We start from the raw sequence: 20,606 nt of genomic DNA, 5'->3' as shown, positions 1-20,606 counted from the left end.
AAAGTTCTTTGTATATTTAATCCCGATTAATATTTTATTACAATAGTACATATGTCTTGAATTTCTATATATTTTCATATGTAAATTCTTTATCTAAATTTTAATTCACTTATGTTATGCTCATTCCAAGTTCCAAATCCCTCAGAAAACTTCCTATCAAAAAACATTGGTAATCTTTCTTTAAAGCCATCTGAGAGTTTTAGTTCCAGCAACTCCTCCCTATTAATCCAAAACACCCTGCCCTCATCAGTTTCTTCTAAAAGTTCTCCACTAAATGTTTCAGTTCTATAATTGAATACGAAATATTTATCACCCGTTTGGTCATTAAATCTATAAATAATTCCACATGGCTCTAATTCAGATATAGTTAACCCGGTCTCTTCCTTTATCTCTCTAATAGTTGATTCTACTATACTTTCTCCATCCTCAACGTGTCCTCCCGGAAAAGCAATGCCTTTCCAAGACTTAACCCTCTCCTGAACTAAAACCCTGTTATTAGTTCTATCATAAATCATACACATATTTGTTAATTCTACATTTGACATTATCCTACTCCACCCCACAATTTATAACCCTCTAAACTCTTACACTCATTCAAGAAGCTAACTGGATTAGTTCACCCATATTTTTCTACAATCATTATAACATATCTTAATGCATGAATATTGTATATTTACGCCCCATTGGCGTCCTCTTATTATTTGGAGAAACACATTTTGAAAAATGAGGCATACTTTAAATAAATATAACACCAGAAAGAGAGTAAACTCTTTTGTGCAGTGTTGCATTTAGAATATATTCGTAGGTATTTCTTCAATAGAAGTTGTTCCATTGCTGCATGTCACAAAAGTAAGAATCGAAATTTTATATTTCGTTATTCGAACTTTCTCAGTAAGCGCTTGCCTTGGGAACATGCAGCAATGGTGCAACTTCTGTTGCTAGAAATCCACGAATATATTATATAGCAACCGAAACAACAGAGTTTACTCTCTTTCGATTGTTCATATATCAAATTTGATCTTTACTTGTTTTTCTAAGTATTAACCTAATACTTCTTTTGCTATTTCTACTGATTCTTTTGCATCTTTTGCGTAGAAATCAGCTCCTATTCTTTCAGCAGTATCTTTTGTTACTACTGCTCCACCAACGAATATCTTCCCATCATATCCGTCTTCTCTCAAGGCCTTAATTGTTTCTTCCATGCTCCTAAGAGTTGTTGTCATAAGGGCACTTAATCCTATTAAAGAAACATTATGCTTTTTAGCTTCTTCTACAACAGTTTTTACAGGTACATCTTTACCTAAATCTATCATTTCATAGCCATAGTTTTCTAATATTACTTTTACTATATTCTTTCCTATATCATGAATGTCACCTTTTACTGTAGCTACTATTATTTTGCCTTTTGAGATAGATTTAGCATTACTCTTTACTATTTCAGCCTTTAAAATACTAAAAGAGTTTTTTACGGTTTCAGCAGCTTGAATTAATTGCGGCAAGAAAAGTTCTCCCTTTTCATACTTGTTTCCTACTTCATCTAAAGCTGGAATTAAATATTCATTCACTATTTCAAGCTCTTTTTTGACTTTTAAGAGTTCTATTGTAGCTTGTTTCGCTTCTTCTTTCAACCCTTTGATAACAATGTATTTTAAATCATGTTCTACATTTACATTATTACTTGAAGTATTTTTTCCTGCTCCATCACCTTTAGCAGTAACTGCTGTTGATACTTCAACATTAGCATAGTTATTAATATATACTTCGGCTCCTTTATCATAATTGTATAGTACATTATAAGAATCAATGACTCTAGTCATTCCACTTACATTTGGATTAATTATAGGTAAATCCAATCCATTTGCGAGAGCTAATGCTAAGAAAGTTTCATTAATTAATTCCCTATTTGGAAGACCAAAAGATATATTAGAAACTCCCAGTACTGTTTTTGCGCCCAAGTTTTCTTTAACCATTCTCACAGCCTTCAATGTTTCCTGAACTTCTTTCTGTTGTGCAGAAACAGTTAATACTAAACAATCTATAAATACATCTTCTTTCCTAATTCCATAATGCGCTGCTCTATCAATTATTTTTTTAGCAATTTCAAATCTTTCTTCAGCCTTTGCTGGAATTCCTCTCTCATCTAAAGTCAAACCGACAACACTAGCTCCATATTTTTTTACTAGAGGTAGTATTCTATCTAAGACTTCATCTTCACCATTTACAGAATTTAAGATAGGCTTCCCATTATAATATCTAAGTCCCGTTTCTATAGCTTTATGATCTGAAGAATCTATTTGAAGTGGTGTATCCATTATTCCTTGAATTTCTTTTATAACCCTATGCATCATAGTAGGTTCATCAATTTCAGGTAATCCAACATTTACATCTAAAATATGTGCCCCCGCCTCAATTTGAGAAACAGCTTGGTTTAATATATAATCAAAATCTCCATTTTTTAGTGCCTCTTTAAATATCTTTTTACCAGTTGGATTAATTCGTTCACCTATTATTCTAACACCATCTATTCTCACAACTTTTGAAGGCGTACATACTGCTGAATAATAACTTCTTTCTACAGCTGTAAGTTTTTTGTCTTTTACTCTTAAGTTCAATTCCTTTATATAATCTGGAGTTGTTCCACAACATCCTCCAATAACTCTGACCCCCGAGTCAATAAAGCTGCATAATGTGTCTGCAAATTCTTCTTTTGTAACATCATATTTAGTTTCATTTCCTATTGATAGCGTTGGAAGTCCTGCATTAGGCTGAACCATAACTGGAATATGTGCCAAATTACATATTTCCTCTATAACAGGTTTCAATTGCTTTGGCCCTAATGAGCAGTTTACTCCTAGTGCATCTACCCCTAATCCTTCTAGTACAAGTACCATGGCTTCTGGAGAACATCCTGTAAATGTTCTTAAATTCTCTTCAAAGGTCATTGTACAAAATACAGGTAAGTCTGAGTTTTCTTTTGCTGCAAGTATTGCAGCCTTAAGCTCATATAAATCGGTCATCGTCTCAATTAGAACTATATCAACACCCGATTTAGCACCTTGAACCACTTGACGTTTGAAAATTTCATATGCTCTATCAAAACTCAAAGTCCCCATTGGTTCCAAAAGTTCTCCAATTGGTCCAATATCTAAAGCAATGTAGGTATTACTATCTCCTTTTGCTTTTCGTGCAATCTTTACTGCAGCATCTACAGCCACCTCTACTTCAAGATTACAAAGCTTCAACTTAAGTTCATTAGCACCAAAAGTATTAGTTGTAATTACATTTGCACCACTTTCTATATATTCCCTATGAATTTCTTCTATTATATCTGGTTCTTTTATATTTAATAGTTCAGGATTTTCACCTAGTTTTAATCCCTTTTTCTGAAGCATAGTCCCCATTGCTCCATCAAATATTAATATATTATCTTTTATATATTCCTTAAGCCCCACAATTTTCGCCCTCTCTTCTAAAACTGCAATTTTGATAATTATTACATTCTTCACAGCTCTTTTTTTTCTTTTTTATTCCATTCTCTACTATTCCTATTATAGCTGTAACAGATTTCCTAGGAAATAATAAATTATTTTCTGATACGGTAAGTCCAATCTTTTTCTGTGCATCCAAAGCTCTTAAAAAACTATTTTGAACATCTAAGGGTAAATCACCATAACCTGGACTATACCTAAAAGTTATATCCATACCTTCCAATATAGCTTTTTCTTTAACATCATTCTCAACCATGTCACAAACTTCTTCTACCGCAGTAGTAGCACAAGCATCTAATATAAGTGCTCTCGTTAGATCAATCTTTTCATATAATCTTGTCTTTTTCTCTACTTCATTTCCTAAGGTTACTGCCATTAATACACATACCTTAGAATTGCTTAAATGTTCTTTTATATCCTTGCCTTTTAAGACTAAATTTGTAGTTATAACCTCTACACCTTCATCATTCTGATGTATATCTTTATAATTATAGACAACTCTAGGATTTATAATTTTTTTAATCTCTTCTCTGCATTCATCAATTATTGAAATCATCTTTTCATCTATATCTTGCCCTTTATACCCCAGGTACCTTAGCACTTCATCTCTGTTTATCTGTAGTTCATAAGCCCCCATTTGTTCACCACCTTATTGCTAAAATATAAATATGTACTTACATAAAGTTATAAAAAAAAGCCTAAAGGCATTCCTCTAGGCTTAAAACTTCCTAAAACACCTTATCTTTCAGTTCTTACACTGCTGGATTTAGCACCAAGTATACTTCAAAAAAATAAACCGGTTGCTGGGTTTCACAGGGCCAGTCCCTCCACCACTCTTGATAAGTTCTTATATTTAGTGATTATATATTATAAAATATAGTTTGTAAAGATTTTATTTTTCATAGTCTAAATTAAAATATAAACAAGTGCTCTAATTTTGATCAATATATAATTTGTTTTATTTCTTACATGGTTTATTGTTTTACTAATAAAAGAATTATAGAAAATATACTAAAAGTTAAACTTATGAGCATGATATAATTTATAACTTGTACAGTTGTAAAACCTTTTTCTTCCAACCTAAAATGTATTTGACTTCTATCTGCCTGATACACCGGTTTACCTTCCGAAAATCTTTTAAATATAACAAATAAATTATCAAATATTGGAACAGCCAAAGCTAATATTGGTATAAATAAACTCATAACTGTAGCTTGTTTAAACGCACCGTCTAACGCAGTAATACTTAGAATAAATCCCAAAAAATTTGCTCCTGAATCACCCATGAATACTTTTGCTGGAAACTTATTGTAGTATAGGAATCCTAAAATTGTTCCACCCAATATTATAGATAATAATGCTGATTTACCTTGATCAAGTATAAGTGCTGCTAGAAAAAATGTTATCGCAGAAATTAATGACAAACCTCCTGCTAATCCATCCATTCCATCAGACCAATTGATTACAGTGGTAACTCCAAATATCCATGTTATTGTAAGTATAAATTGTATTGTTGAATTCAATTCTATATAAGAATTTGTAAAAGGATTTGTAAACCCTCTAAAAAAAATTCCTGCTTTAAATACAAGTATCGCTGATAACAATTGGATAACCAACCTTGGAAATATCGCAAATTCTTTTCCTTTTGACTTATACCAATCGTCTATTAGTCCAATTAATACTATCATTGTTGCTGCAACAAAAATTGCTAATTGTTTTTTCATATCATCATCTTTATAAAATATAAAATATGATATAAAAAAACCAATATATAAAGCTATCCCTCCACACAATGGTGTTGGAGCTTTATGTTGCTTTCTTTTATTTGGTTTATCTGTAAAATGTAATTTGTTAGCTAGTTTCATAAGAAATGGCATGATAATCAGTGCAATTGAAAGCGAAACTACCATCGCTAATATATAATCCATCTTTCCTACTCCTTAGTTAAGTCTTTAGAAGTAAATTATCCCCAAGTATTCCATAATGGCTTACTTCCTATTAGATTATACTATTAATGATATGTTATATCAATTACAAAATTATTAATGTTGCTGCCATCTCTTAAAATATTTAACCTCTATTATTTATTTATGTATCTATCTGACAAATAAAATTACAAAGTAAATTATCATAATGAAAAATCCTAATGGAACACCTAACCTAATCCATTCGCTACTTTTAATTTTCAATTTACCAGCTGAAATAATATTAGGAATATTCCCCGGAATCATCATTCCACCACTAATAAGTAATCCCATTAATACTGCTTCAATTTGTAATTTTGACATTTTAACACTTATCTCAGCTGCAGCCAATGTTGCATTATCTAGAATTGCTGAGCATATATTAACCCAATATAGATAACGGGTATCGAGAGATATTATATATGTATCAATAACTGGTTTAAATCCTTCCCCTAGTAAATCTAATGCTATAATAAATAAGAAAATTTTAAGTGCTCTTATTACTATAGTTCTATTTGTTTCTTGGATAATAATTTCTTCTTCTTTCTCTTCTTGAATCCTCTCCTCTTTTGCAAATATCATTCCAAAAATTCCAAGAATCAAGATGCCTGGAATAATATAAATACCAAACTCATTGAAAAGAAACCAAAAGCTTTCATCAAGCCTTGAAACAACAATTGTAGCTAAAGGCTCACCTATTGGTGTTAATACTGCTCCAAGCCCAATTGAAAAGCATGAAATTATATTTATGTTTATTTTATTTTTTCTACTAATCGGAAGCATACTTATTATCTCAACAAGTAGAAGAGATGCTATAATTGCAGTTATAATGCTGGATAAAAGCCCCAAAACTACAATTAATAAATATACAAAAAACTTTAGTGGAATATATTTTAATATATTGGTTAGTACTGCGTTCACATGATCAGTTAACACTTTAAATAATAACCCACCTAATAGTACAGCTAATACGATGATATACATAAATTCATTTTTAAAAATATTTAAAAAAAGTTCTTTATTTAGAACACCAGAAGTAATAGATGCCAGAATCCCTATAATAAATAGAAATGGTTCAAGGTTTTCTTCTACCGTCTTCGATATAATAGGAAATACGAAAGTTATTACTAAAAGTGAGATTAATATGTACAACATTATTATTCCTCCCTTCCTTTGTCATATGATAGGTTAAAATAAGTCCTCAAAGCAATAATAAAGTTATTATTTAAAATCCCCACTTCAATTATTGCTTTAATTAGATTCCATCCTATTTATTTTCTAAATATATATATTTAGAATTATCATTAAAAATATAATATGAATTTTTATCTAATATTTCATTATTTGAAATATATCTTTCTATGTCCATATTGAATTTTTCTAATTGATATTCTTTAAACGAATATTCTTCTCTTAGTTCCTCTTTAATACTTTTCTCTTCTTCCTTTAACATATCACTTCTTAAAAACTCAGGTAATCCTCTTCTTTTATTGTATATTAGATAATTAAATCTAATTATTTCTTTTAAGTACTTATTGCTTTCTTTTAGTATCATTTCATTAAAATCTAGAAATAATTTGTAATATTCTGCATTTCCTATATTTTTGCTAAAGTATCCTTGTTTTTCAAAAAACATGCCTAAGCTATAATAAAAATCAAAAGGTTTCTCAAATTTATCTTCAAAATACTTAATTATAAGCTTAAACTTTTGAGAATTGTAATACTTATCAACCATTTCTTCTACTTTCTTAAGCTTTAATAGTTCTTCATAAGAAAGTTTATCCGTTTTTAAAATTTCATATGGAGGGTATGGTGAATATTCCATTCCATATTTATCTGCATCTTCTCTCATAGAAGATCCTTTTAATAACTTTAAGAAACCAAGTTGTATTTCTTCAGGTTTTATTTCATACATATCATTAAAAGACTTTTTGAAAGATTCATAATCTTCTCCTGGAAGTCCTGCTATTAAATCTAAATGCTGGTCTATATTTCTTAATGCTTCAATTTCTAAAACTTTTTCTTTTATATCATTAAAATTAACAAATCTATTTATATTTCTTAAAACCTCATCATTAGTTGTTTGCACCCCAACTTCAAATCTAAATCTCCCTTTTGGAGCCTTTGATAAAAGTTCTATTTCTTGAGGCTTCAATATGTCAGCTGATATTTCAAAATGAAATTGAGTATTTGTATCTTGTTTTATTAAAAAGTCCCATATTGCCATAGCAAATTTAGAATTGCAGTTAAATGTACGATCAACAAATTTAACTAATCTGACTTTTTTATTTATGAAATACATTAAATCTTTTAATACTCTATCAATATCTAAAAATCTAACTCCATGGCTTGTAGATGAAAGGCAGTAACGACAACTGAATGGGCATCCTCTTGAAGCCTCATAATATACAATTTTATTGCTTAAATCTTCTTCTTCTTCATATGGAAATGCTATTTCATCCATTGACATAAGTGGACGCTTTTCATTTGAATAAACTATATTATCCTTTTTGTAATGAAGTCCTTTTATATTTTCTAACTGTAGCTTTCCTAATTTATATAATATAAAATCTCTATATGTTTTTTCTCCTTCCCCTTCTATAACATATTCCCCTACATTATTTTGAAGAAAATTTCTTGAATCAAAGGAAACTTCTGGACCACCATAAAGAATTTCTATGTTAGAATCTACTCTTTTTATCAAATTCGCTACCCTTGAAATTAATTCAACATTCCAAATATAGGTTGAAAATGCTACAACATCTGGTTTTTCTTTCATTATCTCTTCTAGTATTCGGCCTTCTCTATCATTTATAGTGAATTCCTTTATTTTGCTTTCATAATCAATGTCCCCTGTAAAACTTTTTAAATACCTAACAGCTAAATTACTGTGAATGAATTTAGAGTCAACTGCTGTGATTAACACTTTCATATTCAACTTTCTCCTCTACTTTAACTTTTGTCGTTAATTTTTTCCCTTTAATGAAAAAAACATCTTCCCATGCTTTAGTTTCTTCTATTTCAAAGTATTTTTCAAGAATTTTTTTTATTTCTTCAATATTTGAACTTAAAAGTACATTTAAATTTCTAAAAGTAAATTCCTTTATTTTCCTATTAGGTAATATAACCTTTATTTTATTGTTAAATACTTTCCCCCTTTCCTTATTTATGTCCCAAACGAATATTTCACCATTTTCTTTTAAATAAGAACTTATTTCCTTGATTATTTTTTCCTTTTCTAAACTAGTCCATATCTTGTTTAAATCAAAGAAAAATGTACATGCATCATATTCTCTACTTATTAATTCAATCTTTGTATCATTGCATACATAGTCCAATGATAATTCATCCTGTGCTTCTTTAGAAATATTATATATAATGCCTAAGTTTTTTTCTCCAACATCCAATATATCTCCTTGCAAAACAATATCCTCTAAATCTATTACCAATGTCTTTCCCATAACTAACTATTCCTCCAAACCTATATACTTACAATTATATTCTACCATTTATTTACATAATTTAAATATTAAATTTAATTTCTCACACCTAAAACTGCCTTAAAAGATAAATTCTCTTAAGGCAGTTTGTTATTTCTATTTATTTTTTTTAGAGTGAAATTTATAAATAACTATGCAAGTTAGTGTGAAAAGAAATCCACAAATGAATATCCAAACTGAATTTGGCAAGTTAAATTTCAAATCCAAATCTTCTGATTGTAACTTGTATATACAACCTATACCACTATCTAATATATAGATATATCCTTCTGAATATTTTATCCCTTTTATCTGACTTGTATCTTTTAGTTTTAACAAATCAGATACAACATTATCGGTGCTTATTTCGGATATAACATTTCCTTTTTTATCAAAATATACTTTTGTATTCTTTCCTAAAACATTCCCCTCTTTATCTATAGCCAGATATTTTATTATTCCTGCATCAGAGTATTGGTGAATAGGCGCCGCAACAGTTTTATTAGGAGGGTTGTATATTATATTAGATACTATCCTATCCCCTTTAAATCTTGGAGAAGTTATAGGATCTCCTCCACTAAAATCTGGCCATCCATACCATTTTCCTTTATCTATTTCATATAGATAATCAAAATCTCTATTTATAGGTCTTTCCCCAATATTCTCCATCCCGCCAACAATTCCAATCAAGGATCCTTCACTGTCTAAATCCCACCCAGTAATATTCCTTATTCCTGTTGCATACAATGTTCTCTTATTAGTATTTAAGTTTATTTCGATAATGCATGAATTACCTAAGTCCTGAGCTTTTATCCTTTGTCCCTCCTGACTAGAGTTTCCGTATGGCATAAACGCTCCTGTTTTCTTATCTCCATAATTAAATCCATTTAAAGTTATATCTATAGAGCTTTTATCGTATGGAATTTTATTTATTGGGTAAGATCCATCGTCAGAAGCTATACCAGAATTTGTAGCACTTCCAATTGCTAATAGAAGCTTTGAATCTTTAATAATTAAATTTCTGTCTAAATATTTACCTTCAGCTGGTATTTTATCTAAAATCTGTTTTAACTCTTTATTAGCTAGGTCATATCCATATAAGGTTGATTTAGAAATAAAGTACAATTTATTATTATAATAAACTATATTTTCTATTTTTAATGACTTATCTTGCAGTAAAGTTTCTTCTCTTCCATCTTCCTTTATAACCTTAATATAATTATCATAGGCCAAATACGTATCCTTATTCTCTGCTCTATCAAAGGCTACAGCATTTTTACAATTTTTATAAGCAACACTCCAACTAATATTATTTTTTAATGTATTCATTCTATATTGATTAGAAAATTTATATACGCCAAATGCTACTACAACTATTATAACTGAAACAATTAAAAACTTTAGGAATCTTCTCACTTCACTCTCCCCTTACTGCTCTAATGTAATATTAAATATATTTTCTCACTAAGACTTATGTATTAAAATATAATATTCATATTTAATTTATATTGTAAAGTTACTAAAATAAGACCTCTATTTTAAAATCTTATTTATATAGATAAACAAACTATGACTTAGACTTATGAGATAACTTACCGAAATTATATTTAAAAATAAACTAATAAAAGCATTAATTGTAAGATTGCTTTATTTTAACTTGAACAAGCTTCAGTATCTTATACAAGTTAAAATAGTTACAACTGCACATTTAATGCTTTTAAAAAATTTTAATAATTCTATCAAAAAAGGATTTAAATAAATTCATGTTTTTTAATTAGGTATGTATGAGTTCAATTATAATTGGTTAGCCAAATCTTCTAATTTTTTAGCTGTAACATTTAATTCTGAAATAGATGCTGCAATTTCTTCTAATGCCGCTGATTGGTTTTGAGAAACATCATTGGACTTAGTTAAATTGTTATTTATGCTGTTTATTGATGATGAAATATGTTTTATAACTGAATCAATCTTTTTAATGGATTCATTAGAAGAATTTGATAATTTTCTGATCTCTTGCGCAACAACACTAAATCCTTTTCCTGATTCACCAGCTCTTGCTGCTTCAATTGCTGCATTTAATCCAAGAAGATTTGTTTGTGATGAAATTCCTTGAATAAATGTTAGTATGTCATCAGTATTTTTTGCTCTTTCATTAGCCTCTTTTGTTTCCACTAATAATTGCTCATTCATGGTGGCTAATTCTTGTACCCCCTTAGATACCTCATTAATCCCTATTGAAATCTGTGAAAGAGACTCTGTTAAATTTTTTGTAATACTAGTTACTGAATTTTTCTTAGCTAAACTCTTTGCTGCAACAAATACTCCAATTACATCGCTTCCTTCCTTTATTGGAAATGCAAACGACTTAAATTCAGTTCCATAAATATTTTCTGGCACAATTTTTATTATATTATTTCCTGTTCTAAGTGCCTCAACTACAGCACCGCCATCAGGTATTGGATCTCCTTCCTTTGCATTCAAAACTAGATCTTTACAATACTTAGTATACAAATATTTTTTAGTATCTGCTAACGCCACAGATACCTCTCCATCAAGTAGTATTTCTATAAATGGAATTGTGTTATAAAAGAAATTTATCTCTTCTTTTTCTGAAATTTTATTCATTATCTTCACCCCTAAATATTCCTGTTTGTATAATTATATCCTTTTTCCAACTTCTTTTAAAGCAGTTGTCATATTTTATAGAATTTTCTTAATGATTAGTATTTTTATAAATTCATATTTATAGTTTATTTTGAATATGAATTTATAGTGGTTTATAAGGAGTGAGTTAACATTGGATAAAGATAATTTTTTCAAAAATTCCTTTTTACTGGTATCATCAAATGTGACTACTGGTATACTTGGATTTATATTCTCGATATATCTCTCTAAGATCTTAGGTCCCGAGGGAATGGGACTTTATAATTTGGTTATGCCGATTTACAATTTATTTATATGTCTTATGACAGCTGGAATAGTCGCTTCCATTTCAAAAATAACAGCTGTTTATGCTCAAAAAGGTGAACACAATAATATAGTTAAAACTATTAGGGCTGTTTCCCTATTTAATATATCATGGGCATTCCTAATAGGGCTTATTGTATTCTTTTGCGCCCCATTAATAGGAAAATATGGTGTTAATGATATTCGGACAATAAATGCTATAAAGGTTATTTGTCCAGCTATGGTGTGTATCGCAATTTCTAATATCCTTAAAGGATATTTTTACGGAACTTCAAAAATAGCAATACCTGCTATAATTGATATTTGTGAAAAAGCTATGAGAATTTTAACCGTGAGCTTACTTATCTTTCTAACTAATGCTCATACTTTAGAAGGAATGGTAACTATGGCTACAGTTGCATTGTGTATAGGTGAATTTCAGAGTTTGCTTTTTCTCTATATTTATTATAAATACTCTATAAATAGAATGCCAATTTCTCACGAAGTGCCTGAGAGCAGGTTTCAGCTACTTTTTGATGCAGTAATAATTTCTATTCCACTTTTATTAAATGGCTTTTTAACAAATATTCTTGGAACACTTGCCACATTAATTGTTCCAAGGCGCTTACTAGTTGCAGGATTTACCTATCCAGATGCATTAAGCATGATAGGCAAGTATACAGGTATGGCCCTTAGTATAATAACAATTCCTTTAATTGTGGTTTCCACAATTAATACACTGTTAATTCCAGACTTATCGCAATCCTTAGCCTTGGGGAAGCAATATGAGGTATCAGTTAGAATAAAAAAGATACTTAAAATTGCATTTTTGCTTGGCATTGCAACAACAATAATATGCAATATAATTCCTAACTCTTTAGGTGAAATGTTCTACGGTAGAAATGATTTAGGTCAGTATATTAGATTTGCCTCGCTTACTGCACCAATATTTTTTCCTGCTGTAACAATGTTCGGAGTTTTAAACGGGCTTAATAGACAAAGCATTATTCTTAGAAATTCGCTAATTGAAGCTATAATCGAGCTAATATGTTTATACATATTTACTGCAGTTCATTCCATTAATATATTTGGATATAGCCTAACTATGCTTATAGCATGTACAATTGGTTTTATACTTAATATGTATGAAGTAAATAAACATATTGATCTTGGTTTAAACAAATCAAATATAATTATATATGCTTTACTCGGCTTTTTAACATTTTTAGTTGTTAATACATTTTCAAAGCATATGCATACTAATTCTCTAATTATTAATAACTTCGTTATAATGGGACTCGTGTTCTCAATATTTGCATATCTCGGAACTTTTGGAGAAAATGAAACCTAAATAATCATCATCAAAAAAATTGGATACATGTCTATCGTATAGATATGTACCCAATTTATATTTGTACGTTATTATAATTTTTTCATACCACCATGGATATCACTTTAAGTTTTTCCTTATAAAACGAGGTAAATAATTAAATATTCTAGATGATATGCTATCTATATCACTTTTTTTAATTCCACCTAATAGAACTAGCAAGTATAGGTATACAAAACCGCCTATTGAAATAAGTATAAGCGTTATTATTCCCTTTAACAGCGTATTTCCATTTGCTATTTCTATAAGTAGTAATGATGGTGTTTTTATAGCTAATATTACTACGGCCATAACTGCTGATGCTATGAGTGGTTTTATTGCATTTCTTAATATCGATATTCTCACTCTTAATGCTCTTTTTAGTGCTCTTTGGTTCAAGAGCATTGGTATTACAAACCACAAAAAATTTCCAGCTACTACACCTAAAATATTAATCTCTGGCATTCCAACTAATATGTAATTAGCTATTATCTTTGCAATAATCCCTATACTAAAGGTACCAAGTACAAAATATAATTTATTCATACTTTGGAGTATAACTGTTTGTATTTGTACCACAGACATTAGAATTAATACAACTGAACCCATTACCATCAATTCAAATCCTTGATCTGTCCCGTATAGAAGTTCAAAAACTTCTTGCCCTAAACACGAAAGACCCACTGCCGCTGGGACAGTTATTATTAGTGTTATTCTAAAAGCAAAAGTTGTTTTTCTTCTTATTTCCTTTTTATCTTTTAAAGCCGTAGCTGCCGCCACCGCCGGCAAAACGGTTGTCCCAAGAGCTGTTACAATGATAAGTGGTACAGATAGTAAGGTTTTATATCTTCCCAGAACTCCATAAAGCACTTGAGCTTCTTGTAAACTAAATCCAGCAAATGCCAATCTACTATTTACATTTACCATATCTACTAAACTCCCAAAATTCTGAAGACCTGAACTTAAAGTAATTGGTAATCCATATTTAATTAATTTTTTAATTATATGTTTTGTCCTTACTCTTTTACTGTTTTGTTGAGCTACTATAGAATTTTCTTCAAATTTATTTTGCCCATAAATATACACCATATAAAGACATGCAACCAGTGCACCTACTGAAGTACCAATTGTTCCTCCTGCACTACCATATTCAACACTTATTTTCACTAAGAAATAAGCACATGTCAAACTAATTACAATATTTATAACTTGTTCAAGGACTTGAGATAGAGCTATAGCAGTCATACTATTTCTCCCCTGAAAATATCCTCTATAGGATGATAAAAGCGATGTAACAAATATACTGGGAGCAAGCATTAAAATCCCATAAGATGCTGCTGGATTTCCTATCATTCTACCGATAGGAAATGCAAATAACATTAATAAAATTGATAATATTGCACCAGCTAAAGCTAAAAGTGTTCTTGATATTTTAAGTGCTCTTATAGCATCATTAGGTTTTTCTAAAGCTATAAGTTCTGCAACTACTTTTGCTATAGCTGGTTGAGTACCTAAATTCGTAACTGCGTATACAAATAAAAATACCTCGTAACAATTTTGGTATATCCCATATCCATCAAGCCCAATTATTCTCTGAAGGAGAGGTATATAAAATACTGATATTACTTTGGTTAAAAGTCCTGCTATTGAAAGAATTAAAAAGCCTCTATTACCGGCTGATTTCTCTTCCATAATTACCCCCTATCTAAGTGAAAACTTAAACACATCTTGCTTTATTTTTTTTAACATTGGAGGTAGTGCAACTGCAATAGTCTTATTTTTTAAATACTCAAGCTTACCATTTATTTTTCTAAAATTTAATTTATAAGCATATAAATATTGATAATTTAGACCATACTTATTTTCAAAAAATGAATTTAATCTCTTATCTCCATATTTATTATCTCCAATTATAGGATTTCCTAAATGCGCTAAATGCGCTCTAATTTGATGGCTTCTTCCAGTAATTAAGTTAATGTCTATAAGTGAATAAGCACCATTTGTTTCCACCGTACTTATCTCCATTGATATCTTTTTAGAATTCTTAACTTCAGTATCATAAATCTTCGATACATTTGTTTCAGGATTCTTTAGTATGTACGCTTCATAAAGCCCATCTCTTATTTTTCCTTTTGCTAAAGTATAATAATATTTTTTTATTTCATCTTCTCTTATAGCTTCATTTATGCATTTCAATCCATCAAATGATTTTCCAAATACAACTATACCAGCTGTATTTCTGTCTAACCTATTACACGCTGCTGGGGTAAACGTCAATTCATTTTCTGGCACATAAGCTCCTTTATCGTTTAAGTATGAAAGTACATAATCAGTAAGGGTTGGCTCAGTGCTATCCTTAGTGTCTGAATGAACCAATACATCTGGCCATTTTTCAAGTACTAACATATTGTCATCTTCATATGCAATTTTAATTCCTTTTGCATTAACTTTAATAAACTTTTCGGTTTTATCTTCCTTTTTACTTTGTATGTATCTAATCTCTACTACATCGCCTACTTGTAAGAAATACTTTTCGTTTTGCTTTGCATCATTAACTCTTATATCTTTTTTTCTAAGTGCCTTAAAAATAGCACTCAATGGTACATCTTTTAATAACTTTCTTAAAAATTTATCTAATCTTTGACCTGCTTCATTTGGACCTATTTCTATCTTCAAATACAATCACTCCTAATTTTATTACCCTTAGCATTATGTAGTTTTTTTAGGATATTGTCAATTTAAATTATAACAACATCCTAAAATACGACTACTTTGTTAAATAATTAAATGCTGCCAACGCCTGAATAGAAACTCCAATTGAAAGACAATCTTCATCAATATCAAACAAATTGCTGTGTGCTGGCTCTGTAGTTTTCTTTTCTTTATTCCCAGAACCCAAGAAATAAAACGCACTTGGCCTTTCATTAGCAAAATAAGCAAAACTTTCAACTCCCATTTTAGGAGCCTTTTGTTCTAAGACATTTTCTTTACCTATAATTTCGCTTGCACTGTCACTAATTATATCTACAAATTCATCACTATTATAAAGACAAGGATAACTTTCTTCTATCTTAATTTCAGCTTTAGCCCTTGACATCGCTGCAATTCCATTTACGATTTCACTCAACCTTTGAGTAGCAAATGCCCTATCCTCCTTAGTCATTGTTCTAATCATTCCACTTAAAGTCGCTTCTCCTGGAATAATATTTTGAGCTGTTCCTGCATGCAGTGTCCCAACTGTTATAACTATTGGATTTACAGGAGCTATTTCTCTACTTACTATTGTTTGAAGCGCTACTACAATATGACTTGCAATAACTATAGGGTCAACAGTTGTATGGGGTGATGCACCATGGCCTCCTTGACCTGTTATTTTTATGCTAAATGGATTTGAAGCTGCATTAACAACACCTTTTTTTATCTTAATAGTCCCACATTCTGTTTCTTCATCTACATGAAGTCCTAAAATGCAATCAACCCTAGGATTTTCTAGAATCCCTTCATTTATCATGGGAGTAGCTCCACCTGTAGTTTCCTCTGCTGGTTCAAACAATAACTTTACCGTCCCAGAAAATTTATCTTTATTATCGTTTAATAACTTTCCTGCTCCCATAAGTATTGTTGTATGTGCATCATGACCACATGCATGCATCCTACCATCTATTTTAGATTTAAACTCACAAGCTTTCATATCTTTAATAGGAAGACCATCTATATCTCCTCTTAAAGCTATAGTTTTATTATTACCTTCTTTTGTTCCTTTTATTATCCCACATACTCCTGTTTTTGCCACTTCAATATATGGAATATTATTAGATGTCAAGAAATCTTTAATGACCTTAGATGTTCTTACTTCCTCGAAGCCAAGTTCAGGATGTTCATGTAGATCTCTCCTTATTTGAATAAGTTCCTCTTTTATTAGATCAGCCTCTTTTTTAAAATCTATCACTCTATTGGTTCCTCCAATTTTAATTAATTTATATTAAACTACTAAAATTAATTGCAATGATTTAATTATCACTCCAAAAAATTTTGATTATATCTCCATCATTTATTTTAGCTGTATATGCAGCTTTCTCTCCATTTAAAATTAAGTTTATTATACCTTTCGGAACAGTTAAATCAAAATCAATATAATCAAATATATCAACAATAATGTATTCAGATTTTCCTTTTAATAATATATTGTTTCCATTTATATTTACCGTTATGCTATTAACATACTCTTTAGCTATTGCAACTTCATTTTGTTTGTTCTCTTCAAAATTTTCCGGTTCTTCTACATTGATTGCTACCATATTTTGATCATTATTAGTTTGATATATATCATTTAAGTAATCTTTTTCTTCTGTTATGTCCTTAGGAACTTTAATTGATTCTGTGGAACCAACTTTTTTTATAATGCGATCACCTTCTGAGAGTTTATAATTATCTTCTAGAATACTATTATTCATATACAAATCAACCTCTTCTTCTAAAACATATTTTTTAAAATCACTTATCTTAGATGGCAAAAATACATTTACTTCATCACCGTTACTAATTTTATAATTTAGACTCTCTATTTTTTCATTAACAATAATTATAGGTTCTATATTCTTAATTTCTTCATTTAGATAGATAGAAATTGAGTATATATTTCTAATATGTTCAGATAGTTTCGGTGCTGCATCTTTACCATTTTGCGCATATTCTAGGACTATATTATCATTTGCTTTTACTTCAGTTTCAAGTGTAGCATCTTCTCCATTAATTGTAATCTTTGCATTAGTTCCGTATTCTCCAAAGACTATCCTTTTACACCCATTATAATTGAATCTAATACTCTTTCCATTCTTACTTATAAGTAATGATGGATTTATCCCTGCTTGAAGCAATACATCCATTATAGTATGTTTATGCGAATTGAACAAACTAATAGGATCATTGTTTAAAATTACATCAATAAAATCATTTCCTAAACTTCTTAATGCAGATAGAGCTATTCCCAGAACCGTAACCCCTGCTGAACCCAGCTTGTTATCTGAAATACATTCTATTACTGCCTGCCTATCTTTAATTGCGATCCTCTGAGGCGGTAAATTTAATTTCTCTGATATTGCCTCTAAAATACCTGGCGTATGAGCACCACCGCCAACTAAGAATACAGCACTAGGAGCTTTCCCTCCATTTAATTCTAAAATCTTTTTAGATATCTCTTCAGCAGTTTTAGTAACAATTGAGTTAATTAATTTAAACACATTTTCTGATAGCAATGTGTTTTCCATCCCTAAAACATCTATATATGTTACTTCCTTTTCTTCTACTATTGATCGCTTTATATTTTCAGCAGTATTAAAATCAACTAAATATTCCTGAACAATCGTTTCTGTAATTTCATCTCCTGCCATCGGAACCATTCCATATGCTGATATACTTTCTTTGGAACTTATAGCTATATCTGATGTTCCTGCTCCAATATCTACCAATGCAATATTTAATAATCTAAGATTTTTGGGTATGGCTGCCTCCATTGCTGCTATTGGTTCCAATGTTAAATTTACAACTTTTAAATTAACTCTATTCATTACTGCATAGAGAGAATCAATTACAGACCTTGGTAAAAACGTAGCAATAACTTCTGCTCCGATATTTTCTCCTTTATGACCTATTAGATTTGAGATTAGGAATCCATTTAAATAATAATTTTTAACTGAATAACCAACACAATATAGTTTACCTTCAGTCGTTGCTGATATTTCATCTTCAGCCTTTTTAACAGCACTTAATTCAAGGCTTCTTACTATTTCCTTGTTAACTTCTTCATCTTCATTAAGTTCAATATCAGCTTTTACATCAATCGTTCTTAGAAATCTCCCTGCCGCTGCAATGGATACTTCACTTAATTGAATTTGAAGCTCTTCTTCAAGATGATTTTTAACTTTTTGAACAACAGATGCAACTAATGTTATATCATGGATCTGACCATCAATCATTGCTCTTTCTTCATGTTCTATGTACTTTTCACATACTACTTGAAACTTTTTGTCTTTTATAACCCCTACTGTTCCTATAATTGATCTTGTTCCAATATCTAATGCAAAAATAATATCCTTTTGATTAAATCTCTTTAATTCCATATAAACACAACCTTTATTGCTTTATTTATCGGACGTTTAGCTGTTCAAACATCTCATCTCTAGATTCAAACTAAAAACGCCATCTCTTTAGATTGGATAACTCTTTAAGACATCAGTCCAACTAAATTTAAATTGGTGGATTAAATCCACCCCAAAAATTTTACTTAAATATCTTTCTTTTACCTAAATATACTATAAATTATATATTATAAGCTAATTTCACACAATGATTTAAAACATTTGTTTAGACATTTTGTGTCAATTCAGCTTGTTTACTTATCATCTTTACTCTGGTAAAATGATATCGATATACTATGTAAAATTTAACTACTATATGTTTTATAAGAAATAATGTAAAATTAGTCAAAGTTAAAACTAAGAGGTGGATAATATGCAAAATAGACCTGATGTATCTTTATTAAAAAACACATATCTTGAGACTTATAAATCAATAAAATCGTGTTTAATGCATCATAATTTTAGTCTTTTACTATCAAGAAACGTAGAAAGACAAGTTTTTGATATCGTGATTACAGCTCAGAAACAAAAAGTGCCAACAAAAAAATTAGAATGCAATAAAGATTTAAATAAGTTCTGCAATAATCTTATCTATGAGTATAACAAAGGGGTTTCGGTAGTGCAGCAAATGATTGAGGGAGTATTTATTTACTCACTATTAATGTTTTTTTTCTCTTTATTAGACGTTGTTGTTGGAAAAGTAGTAGCAGTAAATACAATAGTAATTTGTTCATTAATTTTTATTGGTTACTTTACAGCAAGCATGGTTTTACGCCGTAAAAAAGAGTATGATCCTAAGCTTCGTTCACTTTTAGTTTTAGTGCTTATATTCATACCTTTTATGTTGATGTCTTATTTAAAATCTCAAGTAGGAATATTAACTATGGTTATTCCATTAACATATAGCTTGCTTATTCTACTAATCACTTTCATAGTAGCCGCAATTTCATATTATATACTTATAAAAAAATATGATTTATTCCTTTTTATAAAAGGTAAATAAATACAATCATTTATACATTAAGCATTATAAAATCTGAAGCTAGAGATATTATTCCCTAGCTTATAATTTTTATTTCGGCTTTAATATTTTTCTCTTTTTTACTAATATTTATTTAATGTTTATAATTCTGTAACACTTTTGTCATAAATAAGAGGTATAATAATATTTGTAAAGTAGTTAAAGCATTATTATTTTACCCTTATTTAGAAATACTTATAAC

At 29.7% G+C, this 20,606-nt stretch carries 15 protein-coding genes and 1 riboswitch; of the genes, 2 read left to right on the top strand and 13 right to left on the bottom strand.

Annotated features, from left to right (window positions below; translation table 11 throughout):
- Positions 1-89 precede the first annotated feature (89 nt).
- The 9 genes from CLCHR_RS19030 to CLCHR_RS18990 form a co-directional block, all read right to left on the bottom strand.
- Positions 90-545 (bottom strand): 8-oxo-dGTP diphosphatase, encoded by a 456-nt coding sequence (locus CLCHR_RS19030; protein WP_079441494.1) that lies wholly within the window; start codon positions 543-545, stop codon positions 90-92.
- Between the two features lie 495 nt (positions 546-1,040).
- Entirely contained in the window at positions 1,041-3,452 is a 2,412-nt protein-coding gene (locus tag CLCHR_RS19025) for a homocysteine S-methyltransferase family protein (protein ID WP_079441493.1), read from the bottom strand.
- Positions 3,442-4,125 (bottom strand): vitamin B12 dependent-methionine synthase activation domain-containing protein, encoded by a 684-nt coding sequence (locus CLCHR_RS19020; RefSeq protein ID WP_079441492.1) that lies wholly within the window; start codon positions 4,123-4,125, stop codon positions 3,442-3,444. Before CLCHR_RS19020 ends, CLCHR_RS19025 begins: the two co-directional genes overlap by 11 nt.
- A gap of 98 nt (positions 4,126-4,223) precedes the next feature.
- Positions 4,224-4,334, bottom strand: a riboswitch (SAM riboswitch).
- 128 nt (positions 4,335-4,462) lie between these two features.
- Positions 4,463-5,416, bottom strand: a complete 954-nt coding sequence (locus CLCHR_RS19015; RefSeq protein WP_079441491.1) for an MraY family glycosyltransferase — start codon at positions 5,414-5,416, stop codon at positions 4,463-4,465.
- Between the two features lie 168 nt (positions 5,417-5,584).
- Complete coding sequence (locus CLCHR_RS19010; protein WP_079441490.1) at positions 5,585-6,607, bottom strand: DUF1646 family protein; 1,023 nt, start codon at positions 6,605-6,607, stop codon at positions 5,585-5,587.
- Positions 6,608-6,719: 112 nt separating this feature from the next.
- Positions 6,720-8,384: a B12-binding domain-containing radical SAM protein gene (locus CLCHR_RS19005; RefSeq protein ID WP_079441489.1), complete on the bottom strand. Its 1,665-nt coding sequence runs from the start codon at positions 8,382-8,384 to the stop codon at positions 6,720-6,722.
- Positions 8,359-8,913, bottom strand: a complete 555-nt coding sequence (locus CLCHR_RS19000) for a hypothetical protein (protein ID WP_079441488.1) — start codon at positions 8,911-8,913, stop codon at positions 8,359-8,361. Before CLCHR_RS19000 ends, CLCHR_RS19005 begins: the two co-directional genes overlap by 26 nt.
- 135 nt (positions 8,914-9,048) lie before the next feature.
- Complete coding sequence (locus tag CLCHR_RS18995; protein ID WP_079441487.1) at positions 9,049-10,347, bottom strand: PQQ-dependent sugar dehydrogenase family protein; 1,299 nt, start codon at positions 10,345-10,347, stop codon at positions 9,049-9,051.
- A gap of 378 nt (positions 10,348-10,725) precedes the next feature.
- Positions 10,726-11,556: a methyl-accepting chemotaxis protein gene (locus tag CLCHR_RS18990; RefSeq protein WP_079441486.1), complete on the bottom strand. Its 831-nt coding sequence runs from the start codon at positions 11,554-11,556 to the stop codon at positions 10,726-10,728.
- Between the two features lie 172 nt (positions 11,557-11,728).
- Between CLCHR_RS18990 and spoVB the strand changes: the two genes are divergently transcribed.
- Positions 11,729-13,228, top strand: coding sequence for a stage V sporulation protein B (spoVB, locus tag CLCHR_RS18985; RefSeq protein WP_079441485.1), 1,500 nt, complete (start codon positions 11,729-11,731; stop codon positions 13,226-13,228).
- 99 nt (positions 13,229-13,327) lie between these two features.
- On the opposite strand, the gene CLCHR_RS18980 is transcribed toward spoVB, so the two are convergent.
- The 4 genes from CLCHR_RS18980 to CLCHR_RS18965 all read right to left on the bottom strand — a co-directional run bounded on the left by CLCHR_RS18980 (position 13,328) and on the right by CLCHR_RS18965 (position 19,365).
- Positions 13,328-14,938: a putative polysaccharide biosynthesis protein gene (locus CLCHR_RS18980; protein ID WP_079441484.1), complete on the bottom strand. Its 1,611-nt coding sequence runs from the start codon at positions 14,936-14,938 to the stop codon at positions 13,328-13,330.
- Positions 14,939-14,947: 9 nt separating this feature from the next.
- Entirely contained in the window at positions 14,948-15,922 is a 975-nt protein-coding gene (locus CLCHR_RS18975; RefSeq protein WP_079441483.1) for a pseudouridine synthase, read from the bottom strand.
- A gap of 91 nt (positions 15,923-16,013) precedes the next feature.
- Entirely contained in the window at positions 16,014-17,195 is a 1,182-nt protein-coding gene (locus CLCHR_RS18970) for a M20 metallopeptidase family protein (protein ID WP_079441482.1), read from the bottom strand.
- 61 nt (positions 17,196-17,256) lie between these two features.
- Complete coding sequence (locus tag CLCHR_RS18965; protein WP_079441481.1) at positions 17,257-19,365, bottom strand: cell division protein FtsA; 2,109 nt, start codon at positions 19,363-19,365, stop codon at positions 17,257-17,259.
- A 391-nt stretch (positions 19,366-19,756) separates the two neighbouring features.
- On the opposite strand from CLCHR_RS18965, the gene CLCHR_RS18960 reads away from it, so the two are divergent.
- Positions 19,757-20,386 (top strand): hypothetical protein, encoded by a 630-nt coding sequence (locus CLCHR_RS18960; RefSeq protein ID WP_079441480.1) that lies wholly within the window; start codon positions 19,757-19,759, stop codon positions 20,384-20,386.
- Positions 20,387-20,606 lie beyond the last annotated feature (220 nt).

This window comes from Clostridium chromiireducens (genome assembly GCF_002029255.1).
In the GTDB taxonomy this organism is placed as follows: domain Bacteria; phylum Bacillota; class Clostridia; order Clostridiales; family Clostridiaceae; genus Clostridium; species Clostridium chromiireducens.
This window is presented reverse-complemented; position numbering and strand designations above follow the sequence as displayed.